General features: G+C 54.4%; 15 protein-coding genes. 7 read left to right on the top strand and 8 right to left on the bottom strand.

Annotation, left to right across the window (positions count from 1 at the left end; all coding sequences use genetic code 11):
- Window positions 1-521 precede the first annotated feature (521 nt).
- The 3 genes from ACWIZX_RS06575 to ACWIZX_RS06565 are packed head-to-tail and all read left to right on the top strand — an operon-like array spanning window position 522 to window position 4,019.
- Window positions 522-2,147: an ABC transporter ATP-binding protein gene (locus ACWIZX_RS06575; RefSeq protein WP_322791997.1), complete on the top strand. Its 1,626-nt coding sequence runs from the start codon at window positions 522-524 to the stop codon at window positions 2,145-2,147.
- Window positions 2,148-2,181: 34 nt separating this feature from the next.
- The gene (locus ACWIZX_RS06570; RefSeq protein WP_061914116.1) at window positions 2,182-3,120 is read left to right on the top strand and encodes an ECF transporter S component; all 939 of its coding nucleotides are present in this window, start codon (window positions 2,182-2,184) and stop codon (window positions 3,118-3,120) included.
- Between the two features lie 29 nt (window positions 3,121-3,149).
- A complete protein-coding gene (locus ACWIZX_RS06565; protein ID WP_448335214.1) occupies window positions 3,150-4,019 on the top strand; it encodes an energy-coupling factor transporter transmembrane component T family protein in 870 nt (289 codons plus the stop codon).
- Between the two features lie 58 nt (window positions 4,020-4,077).
- On the opposite strand, the gene ACWIZX_RS06560 is transcribed toward ACWIZX_RS06565, so the two are convergent.
- The 6 genes from ACWIZX_RS06560 to ACWIZX_RS06535 all read right to left on the bottom strand — a co-directional run bounded on the left by ACWIZX_RS06560 (window position 4,078) and on the right by ACWIZX_RS06535 (window position 12,110).
- A complete protein-coding gene (locus tag ACWIZX_RS06560; RefSeq protein WP_448335213.1) occupies window positions 4,078-5,271 on the bottom strand; it encodes a chromate transporter in 1,194 nt (397 codons plus the stop codon).
- Between the two features lie 147 nt (window positions 5,272-5,418).
- Window positions 5,419-8,325 carry an insulinase family protein gene (locus tag ACWIZX_RS06555; protein WP_448335212.1) on the bottom strand — a complete coding sequence of 969 codons (2,907 nt, stop codon included), beginning with the start codon at window positions 8,323-8,325 and terminating at the stop codon, window positions 5,419-5,421.
- 12 nt (window positions 8,326-8,337) lie between these two features.
- On the bottom strand, window positions 8,338-9,555 hold the full coding sequence (locus ACWIZX_RS06550; protein ID WP_448335211.1) for an MFS transporter: 1,218 nt from the start codon (window positions 9,553-9,555) through the stop codon (window positions 8,338-8,340).
- A gap of 39 nt (window positions 9,556-9,594) precedes the next feature.
- On the bottom strand, window positions 9,595-9,807 hold the full coding sequence (locus tag ACWIZX_RS06545; protein ID WP_322794044.1) for a hypothetical protein: 213 nt from the start codon (window positions 9,805-9,807) through the stop codon (window positions 9,595-9,597).
- 66 nt (window positions 9,808-9,873) lie between these two features.
- Window positions 9,874-11,346, bottom strand: coding sequence for an MFS transporter (locus ACWIZX_RS06540; protein WP_448335210.1), 1,473 nt, complete (start codon window positions 11,344-11,346; stop codon window positions 9,874-9,876).
- Window positions 11,347-11,396: 50 nt separating this feature from the next.
- The gene (locus tag ACWIZX_RS06535; RefSeq protein ID WP_448335209.1) at window positions 11,397-12,110 is read right to left on the bottom strand and encodes a response regulator transcription factor; all 714 of its coding nucleotides are present in this window, start codon (window positions 12,108-12,110) and stop codon (window positions 11,397-11,399) included.
- 156 nt (window positions 12,111-12,266) lie between these two features.
- On the opposite strand from ACWIZX_RS06535, the gene ACWIZX_RS06530 reads away from it, so the two are divergent.
- The 4 genes from ACWIZX_RS06530 (at window position 12,267) to ACWIZX_RS06515 (ending at window position 17,802) form a co-directional block, all read left to right on the top strand.
- Entirely contained in the window at window positions 12,267-13,379 is a 1,113-nt protein-coding gene (locus tag ACWIZX_RS06530) for a C45 family autoproteolytic acyltransferase/hydolase (protein WP_448335208.1), read from the top strand.
- Between the two features lie 25 nt (window positions 13,380-13,404).
- Window positions 13,405-14,364, top strand: coding sequence for a DUF368 domain-containing protein (locus ACWIZX_RS06525; RefSeq protein WP_448335207.1), 960 nt, complete (start codon window positions 13,405-13,407; stop codon window positions 14,362-14,364).
- Window positions 14,365-14,367: 3 nt separating this feature from the next.
- Window positions 14,368-15,300 (top strand): DUF1028 domain-containing protein, encoded by a 933-nt coding sequence (locus ACWIZX_RS06520; RefSeq protein ID WP_448335206.1) that lies wholly within the window; start codon window positions 14,368-14,370, stop codon window positions 15,298-15,300.
- A 90-nt stretch (window positions 15,301-15,390) separates the two neighbouring features.
- Entirely contained in the window at window positions 15,391-17,802 is a 2,412-nt protein-coding gene (locus tag ACWIZX_RS06515; RefSeq protein WP_448335205.1) for a hypothetical protein, read from the top strand.
- Between the two features lie 172 nt (window positions 17,803-17,974).
- Here ACWIZX_RS06515 and ACWIZX_RS06510 read toward each other — a convergent pair whose 3' ends face one another.
- The gene (locus ACWIZX_RS06510; RefSeq protein ID WP_448335204.1) at window positions 17,975-18,667 is read right to left on the bottom strand and encodes an endonuclease III domain-containing protein; all 693 of its coding nucleotides are present in this window, start codon (window positions 18,665-18,667) and stop codon (window positions 17,975-17,977) included.
- Between the two features lie 5 nt (window positions 18,668-18,672).
- The coding region (locus tag ACWIZX_RS06505) for an asparaginase (RefSeq protein WP_448335203.1) at window positions 18,673-19,319 on the bottom strand (647 nt) is incomplete at its 5' end.

Here is a 19,319-nt window from a genome sequence, read left to right as displayed (position 1 = left end):
ATAAACAATGCCCACCAGTTGACACGCGGACCAAGCCAGCCGGCCTGCTGGGCAAAGATGATAAGACCTGCCAGAATCAGAATAACTCCAAACCATCCGCCATGTCGGCGGGGGTTATTTGCGGGGGATTTTTCGAGGTTTACGAAAGGGTTTTCCATAATAATGACTGCCTGCTTTCCTGTCAGGATATTGTGTAATTTATATACGCAGACTTTTCAATTGGGTTTCGTTCAAAGCGGGTTGAGGCGAATTAAAAGTCAAACGCCCGGGTGAGGGGGGCACCCGAACGTTTGACATCTACATATTATCATGTTATTTCGACAATTTCAATCCCTCAATTGTTAAAATTTTTTGCAGATGGTTGATGAATTTCTATTAATTTTCCATAATTCCTCTGTCTTATCTGCTTCACGACGATCAGGCAGAGGAATTGACGAACATCCGCGCTCATGCTATAGTAGGGGCACTCTGAAACAAACATCCATTTCGGCCATTACAGCATTTTACATTGTTGAGGGATTATGATGGTGCCGTCGCCGGTTATCATTGAAAATTTATCGTTTCGTTACCGCAGCCGTTCGGATTTTGCGATTCGCAACATCAACCTGACGGTGGATCAACCGCAAGTGGTGTTGATTGCCGGGGCAAGCGGCTGTGGTAAAACGACGCTGGCACGCTGCATCAATGGATTGATTCCACGCAGTTACAAAGGCGAATTAAGCGGCAAAATTTACCTTCAAGGGCAGGATATTGCCGGTTTGCCATTGGCGCGTATTTCCCAACTGGTGGGCACTGTTCTGCAAGACCCCGAACGCCAGATCCTCGGGTCAATGGTAATGAACGAAGTTGCCTTCGGGTTGGAAAACCTTGGCTTGAGCCGCGATGAAATCCGTCGGCGAGTGGACGAAGCGCTGGAACGTTTGAAGATTGCTCACCTGCGTGACCGGCAGACCCATTACCTCTCCGGTGGTGAAAAGCAGAAGGTTGCGCTGGCAGGGGTGCTGGCGATGAAACCTTCGATTCTTCTATTGGACGAGCCGTTGGCCAGCCTGGATCCGGCCAGCGCGCAGGATGCGTTGGAGGTCATCCGCAGCCTTGCTGATGAGGGTATGACCGTGCTGATGGTGGAACACCGGGTAGAAGATGTGCTGCGCATTCAACCGGAGCGGGTGCTGTTCATGAAAGACGGCGAGATTCAGTACGACGGTGACCCGCAGCATCTGGTTGAACGGGTGGATTACCGGGAAGTAAAACTGCCCGCACCGATGATCATGGAACTGGCGGTCAAAGATCCGCCTCCGCCGCCCTTGAATATCCTGCCGGGAGTCAACAGTGGGGGTGGTCCGCTGGTTGAATTCAAGGATGTGGCGTTTGGGTATGAAAGCGGACCTGAGGTGTTGCACGGAATCAATCTCCAAATTCGGCGTGGAGATGTCATTGCGGTGCTGGGGCCGAATGGTGCCGGTAAAACAACGCTGGTGAAACATGCAATCGGGCTGCTCAAACCCAAACGCGGGAAAGTGTTAATCAATGGTAAGGATACCCACCAGTTGAGTGTGGCTGAAATTGCCTCAACGTTGGGTTATGTGTTTCAGAGTCCGAGCCACATGTTGTTTGCCCCAACTGTTTATGACGAACTGGCTTTCGGACCGACCAATCTGAAGCACCCTGAAGAGCAGATTCGAAAGGAGGTGAGTCAGGCAATCGAGATTGTCAACCTGCAGGGGTATGAAAAAACGCCGCCGCTTTCGATGTCGTTTGGCCAGCAAAAACGGGTCAGCATAGCGGCCATTCTCGCCATGCGCTCCCGAATTCTGGTGATGGATGAACCGACCGCCGGGCAGGATTACAAAAATTACATGAACTTCATGAATTCTATTCTGGAAATGCCCGGTTTTGAGGCGATCCTGTTCATCACCCACGATCTGGATATGGCGGTGATTTATGCCAACCGCGTGCTGCTGGTGAACGATGGGCAGGTCGTTGCCGACGGCGCACCGGCTGAAGTGCTCAGTGACCTTGAACGGCTGCGGCAATGCCGTCTGCTTCCAACTTCCCTGCTGGAGACCAATCTCAAATACTATCCAAGAACCCAACAATTTTTCCGTGCCGAAGCCCTGACGCATTATCTGGCGTCGGGCGAATGAACGCTTAAACCTTTTCGCCTAAGGAGAGATTAAGATGGACCGCAAGTTGACTTCTGTCATTGTTTCGCTGGTGGCTGTTCTGGTCTTCTTCCTGCTGATTGTGTGGATCGGCGGCATGATCAACCCCGACCTGCAGCTGGATGAAACCGGTGTGCTTCGCTTCGCTTTTGTGGGTATCGGTTTGTTAATCGTCTTTATCGTTTACCTGTTGACCCGCCAGAGCCAGATTTGGGAAGTGGGCACCCGTGAGGTGGTCTATATGGCAATCGGTGCTGCCTTGTATGCCGTGCTCTCGTTTCTGTTCAACGGTACCGTGTTCGCCGTGCCTTCGGTCAGTCAGGTGGCGCTGCGCCCGGCGGTGGCCATTCCCATGTTTTTTGGCTTTGCCTTTGGGCCGTCGGTGGGCTTTTTCACCGGCGCGGTGGGCAACATGTTCGGGGACGCCCTGACGGGTTTCGGCCTTTCGCCGCAGTGGTCGGTGGGCAATGGCTTGATCGGCATGGTGGCGGGCATGGCGTTGCTGTTCAAAGACCGCCAGAAGGGTGTCAATACTGTCCTGGTGGTCAGTTTCATTCTGGCACTGCTGGCGACGCTGGTCTTCTTCCTTAACCGCAATGTTCCCAACATGATGTTCTTCGATCCCGAAGCCGGCATCTTCGGGGATGCGACCATCTCATGGTTTGCAGGGCTTTCCGCCATTGTCGGCTTTTTGCTGGTGGTCGGCATCCGTTTCACGGCGGTATTCAACAAAAACCCGGAAGTAACTGCTGCTGTGGCGTGGAGCCTGCTGGGCAACTTCATCGGAATTGGATTTGCTGCCATATCGGATATCTGGATCAATGGCTATCCGCCGGCGGTGGCTATCGTTGGCGAGTTTTTACCGGCTGCCGGCCCGAACTCGATCTTTGCCGCTATTCTGGTTCCTCTATTGGTGGCAGCTTATTCTTCTGTCCAGCGTCAAACTGGACGATAACCCCTTGAAAGGAAAGGACATAGCCCCCGATGCTGGTCACGTGGCGTTATAAACCCCGTAAATCCCTGATCCAATCCTTCGACCCGCGCGCCTGGATCATTTTTTTCGCCTGCTACATTGCCTGTACGGTGTTGTTTTGGGATCTGCGTTACCTCATGGTACTGTTTGCCATGGCAATGCTGGTGGTGTTAACCTCGGGGATCAAGTTTTCGGAAATGCGCCGGGCGTGGCTGTTCATCGGGGGCTTCGTGATCTTTTTCTCTTTCCTGACCTTTTTAACCGGCCGCGGCGGTATTGAGCTGTACACCGAAGAACATCTGATTACCCGCTGGGAAGCAGGTTTTACCCTGCTGGGCTGGCGGCCGACCCTTACGGTGACGGCTGAGAAAACGATGTATGCCGTCTCGATGCTGGTCAGGGTATTCAGTCTGGCCAGCATGACCATCCTGATTCCCTATTCCCTCAATCCCGCTCATTATGGGATTATTTTCAAAGGACTGGGGCTGCCGGATAAGGTAGCCTATGGCATGGACCTGACCATGCGCTTTATCCCTTCTTTTGGACGGGATTTCATGCTCACACGGGATGCACAGCGGGCACGTGGCTACGAATTGGAAAAGTTAAGCGGCGGGCTGGTGGCGCAGGTGCGTAAACTGGCTCCACTGATTGTTCCGGTCACCATTCATGCCATCGTTTCCAGTGAGGACATCATTGACGCCATGGACTTGCGCGCCTTTGGAGTAGGGCCGCGTACCTGGCTGGAGGAGCTGCATTACCGCACCCGCGACCGGTTGTTAATTGGATTTGGCGTGGTGATGCTGCTGACCAGCATTACCCTTTCTCTCTTCGGGATGGGTAAGTTCTGGGTGCCGCAGTTCTTACTTCAACTGGCAGGTTGAAGTGGGAATGCCCTGGAAAAATGATCGTCTGTGTTGTTAGAAGATTTTTTTGGGAATTTTATATTGCTCTGCTCAACAGGCCAATCAATGCACCTCCGACAATCAACCATGTGGAGTTGATTCGAAATCGAATGAGCAAGGCAAGCGAAATCAAAGCAATCAACAGGGTGGGAAGATCAATTAAGGACGCTTGACCCAATTGATAAGTAACTGCAGCCATCAAACCCAGTGAAGTAACATTGACGCCATCCAGCAGACTGCTGACCCATACAGAATTGCGGATACGAGGGATGAGCGGGTTGGAAAGAACAACAAAAATGAACGACGGAAGAAAGATGCCCAAAGTACCCAGAATGGCCCCGGGGATGCCTGCAAGCAGGTATCCGATGAATGTCGCTGTTGTGAACAAAGGCCCCGGGGTTATCTGTCCAATGGCAACGGCATCAATCAACTGCTGATCGGTTAACCAGCCAAACCGTACCACAAAATCGGTGCGCAGGAATGCCAGCAGAACGTACCCGCTTCCGTAAAGAATAGACCCAATCTTAAGAAAAGTAAAAAAGAGGAGCGGTAAACTGAACGGTACAATGGGATTTGCAAGGCTCATCAGCCCGCTTAATCCTCCTAAAGGGAGTATTGACAGCACGGAGAAGTTAACTTTGTGCAACCGTTTCAGGTTGGAATAAACCATGTAAACAATCCCACCTCCAAAAAGCAGCCCAATTTCATTGACACCTAAAAAATAAAGCGTCATCACGGCTATGCCCAAAAGAGCCAGTGCGGTTGATCTTACAGCTTTTTTACCCAGGTTCCACAATGCCTGTCCAATGATGGCAATCATTACCGGTTTGATGCCGTAGAGCAACCATTCGACTTGCGGCATGGAACCGTAGTGAACATATAACCATGCCAGGCCCAACACCATCAGCGAGGCAGGGAGTACAAAACAAAATCCGCCAGCTAACAAACCAGCCCAGCCTGCGCGGGTGAACCCGATGTGGATGGCCATTTCAGTGGAGTTTGGACCCGGAATCAGGTTGGTGGCTCCCAACAAATCCAGGAAATGCTGGTCGGTAATCCACCGGCGCCTTCTCACCACCTCTTCGTGCATCAAACCAACATGGGCAGCCGGACCGCCAAAAGCCGTAAAACCCAATTTGAGAAATAACCCAATGACTTCCAAAACGCGTTGTGATGGAGGTTTGTTGAACGATTCTTCGGGAGAAAGAGATTGTTCGGTTTCCAATATCAAGGGAATGGCTGTTGTGTTTTTACCATGAATCTGGATTACCGATGTTAGATTGTATCATTGGATTAAGGTCGTTGGACTTGTTTTGTAAAGAAACGCTCCCGCTGATCCACTGGAAGAAGCGGGAGCGAAAGAGGAGGTAATCTCGATTTACAATATCTTAAGAAGGGTTATTTGACCGGCTAGTTTGCTGCTTTCAAATACCTGTGGGGCTGCCAGAGCCACAATCGCTCCTCGCTGGCTAAGTCCTTCCAATACATCGCCAAATTGGCGAAAGTCTTGCTGCGAGGTATTCAAAATCTGCTCGCGAATGCGCTGGCGGTCCTCGTCGGTTATGCCCAGCAGGTGGCGAACCAATGCGGTGTAACCCTTGGCGTCCGGCAATTGATAGGCGTCCACCTCGCCGATGGCACCGATGATGGCTTTGGTCAATTCACTTTCGCTTAATTCCAGTTTGCGCAGGTAATCGGCGGTCTTGTCAAAGGCTTGCAGAGTCTGATCCAGGTTGGGGTCGCGGTAGGAAAGGAAGTTGAAATTGCCGGATTGCTGATCAAATACGGCAAAGCCGCCGTATGCGCCGCCCTGGACGCGCACTTTTTCCCACAGGTAACTTCCGCGCAAGTAGGGAACGATGACCAGCGCGGAACCATGAAAGGCGTAACCGAGTTCATACAGATTGCCGCCTTTGCCCACAAAGTTGACTTGCAACGGCATGGACAGCCCCTCCAGATCAGGCAGTTTGCCGGTTGCCCAGGGATGGCGGCTGGTTTGCCCTTGCGGCAGATTACTGAGAAAGTCCTCCACGAATGGGCGGATCTTCTGCCAGTTGGCCGAATCGAGGGTGATGTTGCAAACAGCAACCGAGCGCTGAATGAGTGCGCTGCGGATGGATTCGAGGGTCTGATGGACACTTTCCCAATCGGTGTCTATTTTTCCCAACAAGTCGCGCAGGAAGAACAATTGGCTGACTCCGCTGGTTTGCTCGGCGGCCCAATCGGCTTCGTTGAAGCGTGCCTTCAGGCGGGTATTCACCACCCGATGGCCGGCATGAACAATACCCGATTCCATGCTGGCTTTGTTTTCCAGCACCATCTGGCGGATGCGCTCCCGATCGTGCAGGCGGGCGCTGGTCAATACCTCTTTGAGGATGGCAAGCAGATCGGCGGCCTGATCCGTCATGGCTTTACCGCGCAGGAATAACCATGCAGCTGGCTGGCGGGTGTGGCGCGACATGGAAAACAGGGTGGTGGGGTAAATGCCCCCGGTACGCTGCCCAATTTGCTGGAGCAACTGAACAAAGGTCAGGTCGCGTGTGCCGGTTTCCAGCAAGGCACGGCTGAATATGGGCAGGTAGGGCAGCCATTCCTGCGGCAGGGTGTGCAGGTCAAACCCCAAATCCAGATAGAGAATGCCGTTAGTGAACAGGTCATGGTAGAGGATTTTGCTTTCCGCCAGCTGAATTTCCTCACTGGGGATGGTCTTGATCTTCGGTTCCAAATCGGCGCGGGTGAGCATCGGGATGGTTGCCAGCGCATCGGGGCTGTCGGGGGTTTCCTGCCGGCGTTTGAGTTCGCGGGTAATCTGGACAATTTCTTCAATTTGCTGGGGAGTCATCTGGGCGCGCGCCTGGTGTAAGCGCTGCTGTTCGGCGGCAGCGCGCTGCTGACCTAGCTGCGGGTCAGGGCGTAAAACCAGGCTGACACGGTGCGGATTTTCCAAAAAATGCTGGCGAATCAGGTTTTCAAAGAAGCGTTCGCCGGCCTGAAACCGTTGCTTAATGGCATTCAGCGGGGCTTCAAATGCCAGCGCATCAATCGGGTTGTGACCATACACCCAGTTTTCCACAGCATTGAGCATCATCACCAGACCGCGTGGGTACGAACCGGTGTTGTTTTCGCGCAAACTGAACTCCACGGTGTTCAGCGAGGCGCGCAGCGTTTCGGGGTCAAAGCCGTTTTCTGCAATCTCAGTCAGCGTTTCCAAAATCAAACGCTCCACCTGTTCGGTGTTCTGCTCCGCCACCCCTTTCAGCCCGACAGAGTACATGGTTTGGCGGTAGCCGGTTTGAAAACCAGCACCGGTTAAATCCTCTCCCAGACCCGAATCGATCAGCGCTTTCCGCAAGGGTGAAGCAGGCGTGCCGATCAAGGCGTGATCCAGAATGTGCAGCGCCAAAATTTCTTCGATGTTGCCGCTTTCAACGAGCAGCCAGTTGAGGGTGATCTGGGCTTTGGCGTTGGGGTCATCACCGCTGTCGTAAAAGACTTCTTTTTTCTGCGGGCTGCTGAAGCGCGGCTGCAGTGGAATTTCAACCGGAATTTCGCGGCGGGTATATTCCTGGAGCGCTTCATTCATGTACTTCAGACGTTGTTCGGGGTCATCGTCTCCGTAAAAGTAAATCAAGGCATTGCTGGGATGATAATAGGTTTCGTAGAACGAGCGGAATTTTTCGTAAGTTAGTGAAAGAATGGCCTCGGGTTCGCCGCCGCTGTCATAACGGTAAATGGTGTCCGGAAAGACGGCGTGCTGGCTTTCTTCAGCCAGCACGGAATCAGGTGAGGAATATGCCCCTTTCATCTCGTTGAACACAACGCCCTTGAAAGTCATTTCACCCTGCGGGTCTTCCAGTTCATAGTGCCAACCTTCCTGATAAAGGGTGAAAGGCGAAATGAGAGGATGGAAAACTGCGTCCAGATACACATCAATCAGGTTGTAAAAATCTTTGAGATTGGTGCTGGCAACCGGATAGAGGGTTTTATCCGGATAGGTCATTGCATTTAAGAAGGTGTTGAGCGATCCCTTCATCAATTCCACAAACGGCTCTTTGACGGGGTATTTCCGAGAACCGCACAACACCGAATGTTCCAGGATGTGAGGCACACCGGAGGAATCGGGTGGCGGGGTGCGGAAAGCAATCCCAAACACTTTGTTTTCATCGTCATTTTCGAGAGAAAGCAGCTGCGCTCCGCTTTGCCGGTGCTCCCACAGGCGGGCGCGGGTATTGTATTCACCAATGAAACGTTCTTCTAACAAAACAAAACCGTGCAATTCTGTCATGGTTACCTCTGATTATGATTTTAAAGTTTTCCGGCTGCCGGGCAGGCGGAACAAAAAAGGCAGGCCGACCAGCACGAGAACCGCGCTCAGCAGGTAGGCGGTGCGCAGGTTGAACAAATCGCCAATTGCGCCGATTGCCAGCGTTGCAAACGAACTGCTGACAAATGAAACTGCCATGTAGATGCCATTTGCCAGGGCGCGGTTTTCGGGAAAGCTTTCCTGCACGATGGCCATCACCACCGGGGTCATCGAAAGTAGACCGAACCCCAGCCCAAGCAGGGCGGGAAACTGCAGCCAACCGCGCAGGTTGAGCAACAGGAAGATGAACAGAGATGTGCTGATTAGAGAAAAAGTCATCACCGGCCGTCTGCCGATGCGGTCGGAGAGTGAGCCGGAAATCATCGCTCCAATGACACCGGCCGCTTCCAGCACAGAAAGAGATGCGCCGGCCAGCATCAGGCTGGCACCCTCCTCGGTCAGAAAAGTGGGCAGATAGGTCGAAACGCTCACGAAGGCCAGCGCGCGGGTTACCAGAATAATGGAGAGGGGAATCAGCACCGGGCGCATGGTGATGATGGCCTTCTTCCATGGGAGGGCTTGATGGCTTTCGGGATGACGACGCGGCAAGTGACGCAGCTGATAGGCCATCCAAAGCGAAACCAGCACACCTCCAACTGCCAGCCAGGGTGTCCGTTGAACACCCAGGGTGGAAACCGCCGCAACGATGATGATCGGACCTAGAGTACGTCCCAATTCACCACCGACCATCCAGAAGCTCATCCCCAGTCCCAAACGGCTGGCAGAAAGACGACCTGCCAACACCGGGCCGGTGGCGTGCAGGCTGGCAGAACTCAAACCGGCAATCAGCAACAACATGGCGGCAAGCCAGTAAAACGGTGCAATGCCCACCAGACTCATGGCGAGGGCGGTCAGGGCCGGGGTTAGGATGACGAAAATGCGCAGAGAGCGTCGGTCTGCCAGATATCCAATAAACGGTTGCAGCAGAGATGGAGCAGTCATGAACACCGAGAGCAGGCCGGCTTCGGTTTTGATCAGCGAGAATTTTTCAATCAATAGAGGCAAAAGTGGCGGCAGGAAAGCCTGATAGGTATCATGCACGCCATGGGCGGCAGCAATGGCGCTGACTTTTCCGGCGCGGAAGGTTGATTCTCCGACTGCTGCAGTGCTGGCAGGCGCGGCTGTGATTTCTGTCTGGGAAGATGGATTCAAAGGCTGCCTCGATGCGCTTGAGATGATGTTTGCTAAAGCTTATGCCTGACGGCGAATCTCGCCTTCAACCTCAAACGAGAGCGGTTTAGCGGGCGGGTGATCGCCGTAATCGGTCAGGTCTTCGATTTTGATGCGCAATTTCAAGGCGGGGGCGTGCGGGTTCTCGATAAGATGGCGCAAAATCATTTCGTCTGCCTGGACGCCAAACACTTTCAGCAATCGGCGGATGTCGTTGCGGCTGGTATCTTCCATGAGTTATCAGTTCTCCTTTGGCTGAGCAGAATGTGGAACAGGTCTATCTTAATCGGAAAATGAATATCAATCAACCCGTGCCAGCGGTTCTGTTAAGGTTTGCATTTTTTTGCGGCGTTGATCTACCCACAGCGCTACCACGGCGATCAGGGTGGAAGTCAAAATAAACACAGCAGCGATGTGATAGGTACGCTGCAGTCCTCCAACCAACGCGGCGACACCCGCCAGGGTAATGTCGGTGCCGGACGGTAATCCACCCACCATCAGCACACTGGAGGTGAACAACGCGCCCATCAAGGGCAAGCCGGTGGTCTGCCCTAACGTACGGGAAAGCACCAGCAATCCAGAGCCAATTCCCAGCCTCTCGGGGGGAACGGTGCTCATGACGGCGTTGTTGTTTGGGGCCTGAAAAAGTCCCATACCGATGCCGAACAACAGGGTGCGTGGGAAGAATTGCAGCGGGGTCATTCCTTCTCGAACGGTGGAAAGCGCCAGACAGCCGGCCGCAATGGTAATCAGACCAAAAAGACTGATGAGCCGCGACCCAAAGCGGTCGGAAAGTGAACCGGCCAGCGGGGCAACAATCCCCATCCCAATCGGGTGCACCATCATCAAGAGGCCAATCATGGTAGAGGAAAGCTTGAGCACCAGCTGCAGGTAAAAAGGCAGAATGAACATGCCTGCCATGACAATAAAGACCAGAAAGGCCATCATCAAATTCATGCTGAATAAAATGTTGCGGAAAAGGCGCAGGTCCACCATGGGCTGGCTGATGCGGGATTCGAGCAGCAGAAAGGTTAGCAAACCAACTCCTGCAGCGGCCAGGCAGAGGGCAACAACTGGCTGGTTAAAACCGGCTTGCTGACCGTTGGTCATGCCAAAAGCATACAGGCCGAGGGTGAGAAAGAGCAACAAACCGCCCCAACGGTCAAATTGCTGATCTGGCCGGGCAGGGGGCAGACCGGGAATGAAGCGGTAAACAATCAGCAGGGCTGCAAGCCCGATGGGTAAATTGACCAGAAAAATCCAGTGCCATGAAGCCACACTCAAAATCAAGCCGCCCAGCGGCGGGCCGAGGGCAACCCCAATCGAAACGATGCTGCCCATCATTCCAAGAGCGCGGCCGCGTTCCTGAGCAGGGAAAATTTGGGTGATGATCGCAATACCCAGCGCCTGAGTGAAGACAGCCCCCAACCCCTGCACGGCGCGGCAGACGATCAACCAGTAGATATTACTGGAAAGCGCACAAAGAACCGAACCAAAGGTAAAGAGTGCCAGCCCGATCAGGTAAAGATATTTCTTATTGAACATATCCCCCAGGCGAGCTGCCCCCAGCAAGAGCGAGGTAATCACCAGGATGTATGCCAGAATCACCCACTGAACGGTAGCAAAACTGGCTTTGAAAATCTCTACAAAGGCTGGCAGGGTAATATTGACGATGCTGGAGTCAAGGGTTGCCATCAGCACGCCCATACCGACCCCGGCCAATGCCAGCCAGCGGGCGGAGGAATTTAAACTCGAAGGTGGATTGGTTTGCATGAGGAGACCGGTAATGAAGTGCAGACGGGCTGGTTAATTGCCCAGAGAGTTCATCCCTCGGGAATGAAACAAAAGCCGTTTTCGGTGCGGGTGATGAGTTGTGGATTCTGGGGGTCTTCTTCCAGTTTATTTTGCAGGCTGCGAATCGTATTTTCAACCAGCGCCTGAACAGTGCGCTGCGGCAGCACTTCTCCGCCCCAGCCGGCCTCGTACAGGGTGAGGATGGGGACCTCGGAGTAGACGTTATCCATCAAACAGGAGAGCAGTCGCGCTTCGGTGGGGTTGAGATCAATCATGATGCCGCCCCGCACGAGCGTGTTATTATCCAGATTCAATTGATAGTTGGAACTCCAGCCCGAAGGTGTGGGCGTTTCCTGTGGGGGAAGGGTGCGGGCAACCCGGTCAATCCGTTCCAGCAATTTGGACATGGCAAACGGTTTGACGATGTAGTCATCCGCGCCCATGAAGTAACTCTGTTCCATAATTCCGGCGTCTGAAAGAGCGGTCAACATAATGACCGGGGCCGTGGAAACGCGTCGAATCGATTCCAGCACATTCAACCCATCAATTTCAGGCATCATGATGTCCAGCAGGATGATGTCGAAAGTTTCGTGTTCCAGCAAAGTCAGGGCAGCCTGACCATGCCCGGCGGTTTGGATTTTGTGTCCGGCTTTTTCGATAATCATTGTGACCAGTTGCCGGGTGTCGGCGTCATCATCCACCAAAAGAATTTTTAGTTTTCGGCCTGTTTTTGTGCTGGACATTGAAAATTCCTCCCGCTGCACGACGAACCCGCCTGAATTCTGGCAGCATGAATTCTTAAATACAACCCTAAGGGTTATTGTAGATATGAATCTCAAAAAAGGCAAGTGTAAGGGGCTTCATTCCGGCGTGGGAGAGGGTATGGTAAAATCTCTGGCATGGATAAGCGGGAAAATAATGTAGAAAAGGCATCTGCAGAGCAGCGCTTCTTGAAACTGGTGCGTGTAGCCGGTTCTCATCGTGAAATGGGACGGCAAATTGGTGAAGAATGCCGCCAGCAGATTCAGCACAGCATTGAGAACGCCCGAAAATTACTGGCCGATGCCTACGATACCCTTCAACTGGATTGGGAAGGCGCTCTGATTCAGGCGCGTAAGTATATGCCGTTTGCCGAAGAGCGTTATCCGCAATATGTTGAAGAACTGCGCGGCATGGCAGAAGGTGCAAATGTTGGCCTGGATGACCTCGGCATGCTGAATGCGATGGAAGCGGTAACAATGGATGCCCTCCATCTCACCAAATGTACCAGCATGGCGGTCAGCCAGGAGCGCACGACCAACGACCGTGTCCTGATTGCCCACAATGAGGACTGGCTGCCTGAGGATGAGGCAGATGTGTACCTGATTCATGCCAGACCGGATAATGAACCGCCTTTTCTGGCAATGACCTATGGCGGATTGCTGCCCAACATCGGCTTCAATGCATATGGAATTGCCCAGTGCTGCGACTCGGTCTATCCGACCGACAGCCGGATTGGCATTCCGCGCATTATTGTTTCGCGTGCTGTACTGGCAGCCCGCACGCCGGGTGAAGCCATCCGTCACATGCTGGCTCCGCACCGCGCCGCCGGTTACAATCATTTGCTGGCACACGAAAGCGGAGAAATGTATTCGGTGGAGGTTTCTGCGCGTCAGTTTGCCATTCTCCCGGCAGAAAACGGCGTGCTGGTACATACCAATCACTATCTCGATCCTCAGATGCGGGTCATTGAAAGCGAACCGGATGAATTAATCAGTACCCGAGTGCGATATTTGCGTGCGAAACGTCTGCTGGCTCAGCAGGAAAAGCACACCATCCGCTCTTTGCAAGCCATTCAAAAAGATCATGTCAATCACCCGGACTCGATTTGCAATCATGCTGTGATCGGTGACCCGCTCGACCGGGAAAAGACCATCACCGCTTTGACGATTGACCTGACCAACCGACAAATGCACGCCTGCTGGGGCAACCCGTGCAGCAGTGTATTTTCTACTTATCAACTGGATGCCTGAGAAAGGATTAACTGAAATTAAGACTATGGAAAACGAGAACCTGAAACCTGAGCGCCGTTCGCTGGCAGAGTATCTGTCCGTCACTTTGCGCGGTTTTTTGATGGGGACAGCAGATGCCGTACCGGGAGTATCCGGCGGGACGGTGGCTCTGCTGGTGGGAATTTATGAGGAATTGATCCAGTCCATCCGCGAGGTGGCGGATTTGCGCCATTTACAGCGAGTCTTCCGGCTGCAATTCAAAAGTTTGCTGGACGAACTGCCATGGAAGTTTCTGCTGGCGCTGGTGCTGGGTATCTTTGCGGGAGCGGTTAGCCTGGCACACCTGCTGGAAAATCTGCTGGAAACCCAGCCCTTATTTGTGTGGGCTTTCTTTTTTGGGCTGGTGGCGGCATCGGCGCTGGTGGTTTCACGGCGGGTGCGGGTGTGGAAAGCCGGCAATTTGTTACTGCTAATCGCCGGAGCAATTATCACCTATCTGGTGGTGGGGCTGGTGCCGATGGATACGCCGGACACCTGGCTTGCCTTTTTCCTGAGCGGAATGATTGCGATTTGCGCCATGATCTTACCCGGCATCTCCGGCGCGTTTATTCTGGTTCTGTTGGGCAAGTATCAGGACGTTCTGGCAGCCGTAACCGGCCTGGATATCCCCCGGCTGGTGGTATTTTTACTGGGAGCGGTGGTTGGAATTTCGTTGTTTTCCCGTGTCTTGGGGTGGCTGTTCCGACGCTTTCATGATGCTACCATCACCCTGATGATTGGGTTGATGATTGGTTCGCTGCGAAAGTTGTGGCCCTGGAAGATGGAACTAGCAACTGCCGATTTGGCTGAGCCCTATATCAATATCCTGCCGGTGTGGGAAGGGCAAACCATGCTGGTCATCGCTGTAGCGGTTGCGGGGTTTGGCCTGGTGGTTGGATTGGAAGGTCTGGCTGGCCGCCGGAAAACGGTTACCAATCCATTGCCTGTCCCTGCCGCGGAGGATTGATCCATGAGATACCGCTCTGCTCCATTTGCCCATACTTACTCGATTGTCGCTCGTGACCCACAGACGGGTGAGATGGGGGTGGCGGTGCAATCCCACTGGTTCTCGGTGGGTTCCATCGTTGCATGGGGAGAAGCCGGGGTTGGGGTGGTCGCCACGCAGGCGCTGGTACAGGTCGCTTATGGGCCGCAGGGGTTGGCACTCCTGCGGGCAGGCATTCCCGCACCGACTGCTTTGCAAGCTTTGCTGGCGGCTGATGAGGAACGCGAGGTGCGTCAGGTGGCCATGCTGGATGTCGCCGGGCGGTCTGCGGTGCATACCGGCTCGCGTTGCGTAGCGGAAGCCGGTCATTTTTTGGGAGAGGACTTTTCGACCCAGGCCAATATGATGGCTTCCGCAACGGTGTGGGGTGCCATGGCAGAGGCTTTCCGCGGCACAAAGGGCAATCTGGCAGAACGGCTGATGACCGCACTGGAAGCGGCTCAGGCAGAAGGCGGGGACTTGCGCGGTCAGCAGAGCGCCTGCCTGCTGGTGGTGGCTGGTGAACGCACCGATCAACCCTGGGAGGGCGTGCGGGTGAATTTACGGGTGGATGATCACCCTCAGCCGTTAGCAGAACTACGCCGGCTGTTGACCGTGCATAGCGCTTACGATTGGATGAACCGAGGGGATGCCTTGTTGGGGGCTGGCGATACCGAAGCGGCCATGCAGGCCTACCGCAGCGCGGCTGATTTGCTGCCCGAAAATGAAGAAATTCTCTTCTGGCAGGCGGTTACTCTCGCTGATTTAGGACGTTTGGAGGAGGCTTTGCCAATCTTTCAGGCTGTATTTCGACGAAATCCGCTCTGGAAGGTGATGGTGAAACGCCTGCCGCCAGCTGGTTTAATGCGGGCTGATGCGGAAGTCATCGAAAAAATCACCGGCATAATTGGCGAGTAACCCGTTTTAACGGTCTGGCACAAAAGTTGCAAACTGAACGGAAGGGTATAATAAATTCATCGTGCTTGACTCTGTGCTAAAGGCTTGCCAGTGTTCGATCTGACCGTTTTCAAATACAATCGTCTGCAGGGTAAAGAAGAGAGCGATTTACCGGGGTTGTTCACCAGCCTGCCGCCCAAGCGCGCCGCGCGTGGACGGGAAAAAGACCGGTTGGTGATCTTGCTGCAACTGGCAGAACGGGGCAGTCTGCTGCAGGGTGCGCCGGCTGAGATGCTGGAAAAACTTAGCCGGGTGTATTATGCTACGCGCGGTCCGGTGACCAGTGCCATGAAAGCCGTTGCCGATCAAATCAATGAGCGTTTGCTGGCGCGCAATCTGCGTCAGGCAAAGGAAGGCAATCCGCTGCTGGGGTTGATGATTGTGGCGGTTTTGCACGAGGAAATGCTTTATCTGGCTCATTGTGGTCCGGTTCACTCATTTATAATCAATGCCCAGACCGTTGAACATTATCATGATCCGCAGGGAGCCGGGCGAGGATTGGGGATCAGCCGCACGGCAGCCGTACGTTATTATCGTTGCACCTTTCAGGCGGGTGATCTGGCTTTGTTGTGTGTTCAGCCGCCACAAAACTGGACGCGGCAGACCCTGCTTGGCAGTACACAACTGTCACTGGATAATTTGCGCCGCCGTTTGCTGGTACAGGCAGATGAAAACCTCGGTTTTATCATGCTGCGAACCCGTAAAGGGGCCGGTGAAATTCACGTTCGCAACCTGCGCACCGGAGAGGCGGAACTCTCCCCGCTCATGCGAACGGTTGAATCACCCCCTGACCAAAAAGAAAAACCCGGAGCAATGCCGGCAGTGCAGCCTGCCGCACAAACTACCACGCACAAAGAGCAGCTGCAGGACACCAAACGGGCGGTGTACCTTGCCGGTGAAAAGGAACCAGAGGATGCCCCTGAAGGCGGTCTGACGCAACGCTTGCGGGATCGGTTTGGGAGGATGCAGGTACAGGTTACGCAGAAAAAAGCCTCTCCGGTCACACAATCCACCGTGGAGATGGAAAATGTCTCACCGTCTGAGATTCCACAAAAGGCTGCTGTTGAAACATCTCAACCGGCTGTTTCTCCGTTGATCAAACAAATTTCTCCAGCAGCGCGCAAGGCAGGCGGATGGGTAAGCCGTGTCCTGCATGGCTGGCAGGCTTTCCGCCAGCGCAGCGGGGCAGCGCTTTCGCGCTGGACGGCGCGGATGTTGCCCGGTAAGGCTGAGCGGCTGCCGGCTCTTTCCAACAGTGCCATGTTGTTCATTGCTGTGGTGGTGCCGTTGATTGTGGTTGCTATTGCCATGACCGCATACTGGCAGCAAGGACGCGGCGAACAGCACCGCCTGTTCATTGCGCAGGCCGAACAAATGATGGCTCAGGCCGATGCCCAGAACGATGTGTTAATGAAACGGGTCAATTATGAGGCTGCGTTGGGTTATCTGGATCAGGCCGCCGAATTTGGCAATTCTGAACGAATGCGCAATCTGCGCCGGCAGATTTTGACGGCAGTGGATCAACTGGAAGGCATCCGTCGGCTGGAGTTTTCGGCATTGCTGCCAATGCCTTTTGACAATAAAGTCAACATTACCCGGATTGTTTCTACCCCCTCTGAAGATTTATACCTGCTGGATCAATCCAGCGGACGGGTGATTCGGTTGGTGTATACCCGGCCGGGTTATGAGGTGGACAGCCGCTTTTTCTGTGGACCAAATCTGGTAGGCGGTTTAATCATTGGGCCGCTGGTGGATATTGCCGCTGCCCCTGTTCCCAATACTCTTGACGCAGTGGTGATGGGCATAGATGCGTTTGGCAATTTGTTGTACTGTTCCCTGGATGCCAATAAGACCAGCGCCATCCCTCTGCGCCCGCCGGATGCCGGTTGGGGGGAATTACGGGCGATGATTTATTCGCCCGGGCTGCTGCACTTACTGGATCCGCGTTCCAATGCGGTCTGGCGCTTCGATGGGCAGGGGGTGGATTTCAGCGATCCGCTGGCAGGGCCGCGTCTGTTTTTTGGGGATGTCATCCCCGACCTTTCCAATGCGGTGGACATTGCGATTTACCAGAATGACCTGTATATTCTACGGGAAGATAGCGGAATGGTGCTGTGTACTTACAGCAGTATCAGTTCTACACCCACCCGCTGTAATGATCCGTACCCCTATCGCGTCAGCCGGGCGGGTGAACCGGTGGAAGAATTGGATCGTCTAGGGGTCAATTTGAGCCAGATTCAAGCTACTCAGCCGCCCGAGCCGTCATTATATGTGTTGAATCCGGCGCTTCCGGCGGTTTATCAGTTCAGCCTGGGAATGACCTTTGTGCAGGAGATTCGCCCTCTGCAGGACGGAGCAACCCCTGTACCCGCCCGCCCGGCAACCGCCTTCCGCGTAACCATGGCGCGCAATTTGGTGTTAGCCTTTGGCAATCAGGTTTTTATTGCGCCGCTTTCGCAGTAGTTATTTATAACATCTGGTCGGGATAAGCACAAAACCTAACCAGCAGCGAGATGCACCCCCTCCAACCTCCCCCAATTTCGCTTTAGCGATATTGGGGGAGGCGCAGGAGGGGGAAAAATTCTAAATCGGATGAAAAAAGGATTTATTCCGAACTGACGTTAATTTAGAAAAGTCATTCAATTTCGTTTGATTGTGCCGGGTATGGGCATAAATCGCGCAGCGGACAGCGCGGGCAGTCCGGCTTGCGGGCATGGCACACCTCGCGCCCCAGCCGAATCAGGTTGAGGTGAGCCGGGCCGTAATCTTCCGGCGGGAAAAGCGCGGCGAGATGGTCATGCGCCTGCTCCACCGTCATAGCGGGGGGGCGCAGACCCAGCCGCCCGCTGACGCGGTAAATATGCGTATCCACCGGGAAGGCGGGCTTATCCAGCGCAAATTGCAGCACAATGGCGGCCGTTTTGCGCCCAACGCCGTTGAAACGCATCAGCCAGGCATGCGCCTCTTCCGGCGGGTATTCGCGTAAAAAATCCAGTTCCAATCGTCCGCGTTCGGCAGTAATCTGGCGCAGAACGGTCTGAATGCGCGGCCCCTTTTGATTGGCCAGCCCGGCCGGCCGGATGGTTTCGATAACCTCCTCTGTTGGTGCATCCCGTACCGCTTCCCAGGTCGGAAAGCGGGCTTTCAGCGCTTCAAACGCCGCATCCCGGTTGCGGTCATTGGTGTTTTGGGAAAGGATGGTCGAAACCAGTTCGTCCAACGGCTGTAAGGGCTGGCGCCATTCGGGACGGCCGTAAACTTCCAGCAGGCGGCGGTGAATTTCCGCAGCGCGACGGGCAAGTTCGGGCGGGGGGGTGGAAGGCTGCATCCAATTCATCCCCAATTCAAGTTCAAACGGAACACCGGGCGGATTTCGCCAATTTCCAGTCCGCGCCAGTTGGTTAGCGGACGGGCTGCCACTTTAGCCAGTCCGGTACGAATATCCTCCTGAGTGAGCAGCCCTAACTGGCGTAAAATCTCCACCGCGATGACCGGGCGCGCTCGTCCGGCAGGGTCACCATCCGCCACTTTGAAGGCAATCCCGAATGCGGGGCTGTTTTCGCCCAATGCGCCGGGCATGACCGCAATTGCCTGATAGCCCTCCGCCCCGGCTTTGCAAATGAATTTACCCTGACCGGCTTCCATTGCCAGCGTGTCAAACCGATCCGGGCCGGCCACCATAAACGGTTCGGCTGCCATGGCGCGGGTGACGCGCCGGCAGGCTTCAGCCCGTTTTTCCGGCAGGCCGCGCGGGTCTGCCAGCCGCGCCAGCCCCCAGGCAGCATGGTAGAGCGGTACGGCGAACACCGGCGCCGAACAGCCATCTATTCCGATGACGACTTTTTCAGCCGGGTAGTTGACCATTTCCGCAAAGGTTTGCAGCACGCTTTGCTGCACCGGATGCGCCGGCTGGATGTAGTCATCCTTTGGCAGGCTGCGCAGCACCGCCTGCGCCAGAAAGCCGGTATGCTTGCCGGAGC

The organism is Bellilinea sp. (genome assembly GCF_053501535.1).
The sequence above is the reverse complement of the archived record's forward strand: the minus strand, read 5'-3'. Positions and strand labels throughout refer to the sequence as shown.

What these genes read in the sequence shown, in the direction of transcription:
- ACWIZX_RS06575 (WP_322791997.1), top strand. Translation starts at nt 522, where the DNA reads ATGATGGTGCCGTCGCCGGTTATCATTGAAAATTTATCGTTTCGTTAC.
- ACWIZX_RS06570 (WP_061914116.1), top strand. Translation starts at nt 2,182, where the DNA reads ATGGACCGCAAGTTGACTTCTGTCATTGTTTCGCTGGTGGCTGTTCTG.
- ACWIZX_RS06565 (WP_448335214.1), top strand. Translation starts at nt 3,150, where the DNA reads ATGCTGGTCACGTGGCGTTATAAACCCCGTAAATCCCTGATCCAATCC.
- ACWIZX_RS06555 (WP_448335212.1), bottom strand. Translation starts at nt 8,325, where the DNA reads ATGACAGAATTGCACGGTTTTGTTTTGTTAGAAGAACGTTTCATTGGT.
- ACWIZX_RS06545 (WP_322794044.1), bottom strand. Translation starts at nt 9,807, where the DNA reads ATGGAAGATACCAGCCGCAACGACATCCGCCGATTGCTGAAAGTGTTT.
- ACWIZX_RS06540 (WP_448335210.1), bottom strand. Translation starts at nt 11,346, where the DNA reads ATGCAAACCAATCCACCTTCGAGTTTAAATTCCTCCGCCCGCTGGCTG.
- ACWIZX_RS06535 (WP_448335209.1), bottom strand. Translation starts at nt 12,110, where the DNA reads ATGTCCAGCACAAAAACAGGCCGAAAACTAAAAATTCTTTTGGTGGAT.
- ACWIZX_RS06530 (WP_448335208.1), top strand. Translation starts at nt 12,267, where the DNA reads ATGGATAAGCGGGAAAATAATGTAGAAAAGGCATCTGCAGAGCAGCGC.
- ACWIZX_RS06525 (WP_448335207.1), top strand. Translation starts at nt 13,405, where the DNA reads ATGGAAAACGAGAACCTGAAACCTGAGCGCCGTTCGCTGGCAGAGTAT.
- ACWIZX_RS06520 (WP_448335206.1), top strand. Translation starts at nt 14,368, where the DNA reads ATGAGATACCGCTCTGCTCCATTTGCCCATACTTACTCGATTGTCGCT.
- ACWIZX_RS06510 (WP_448335204.1), bottom strand. Translation starts at nt 18,667, where the DNA reads ATGCAGCCTTCCACCCCCCCGCCCGAACTTGCCCGTCGCGCTGCGGAA.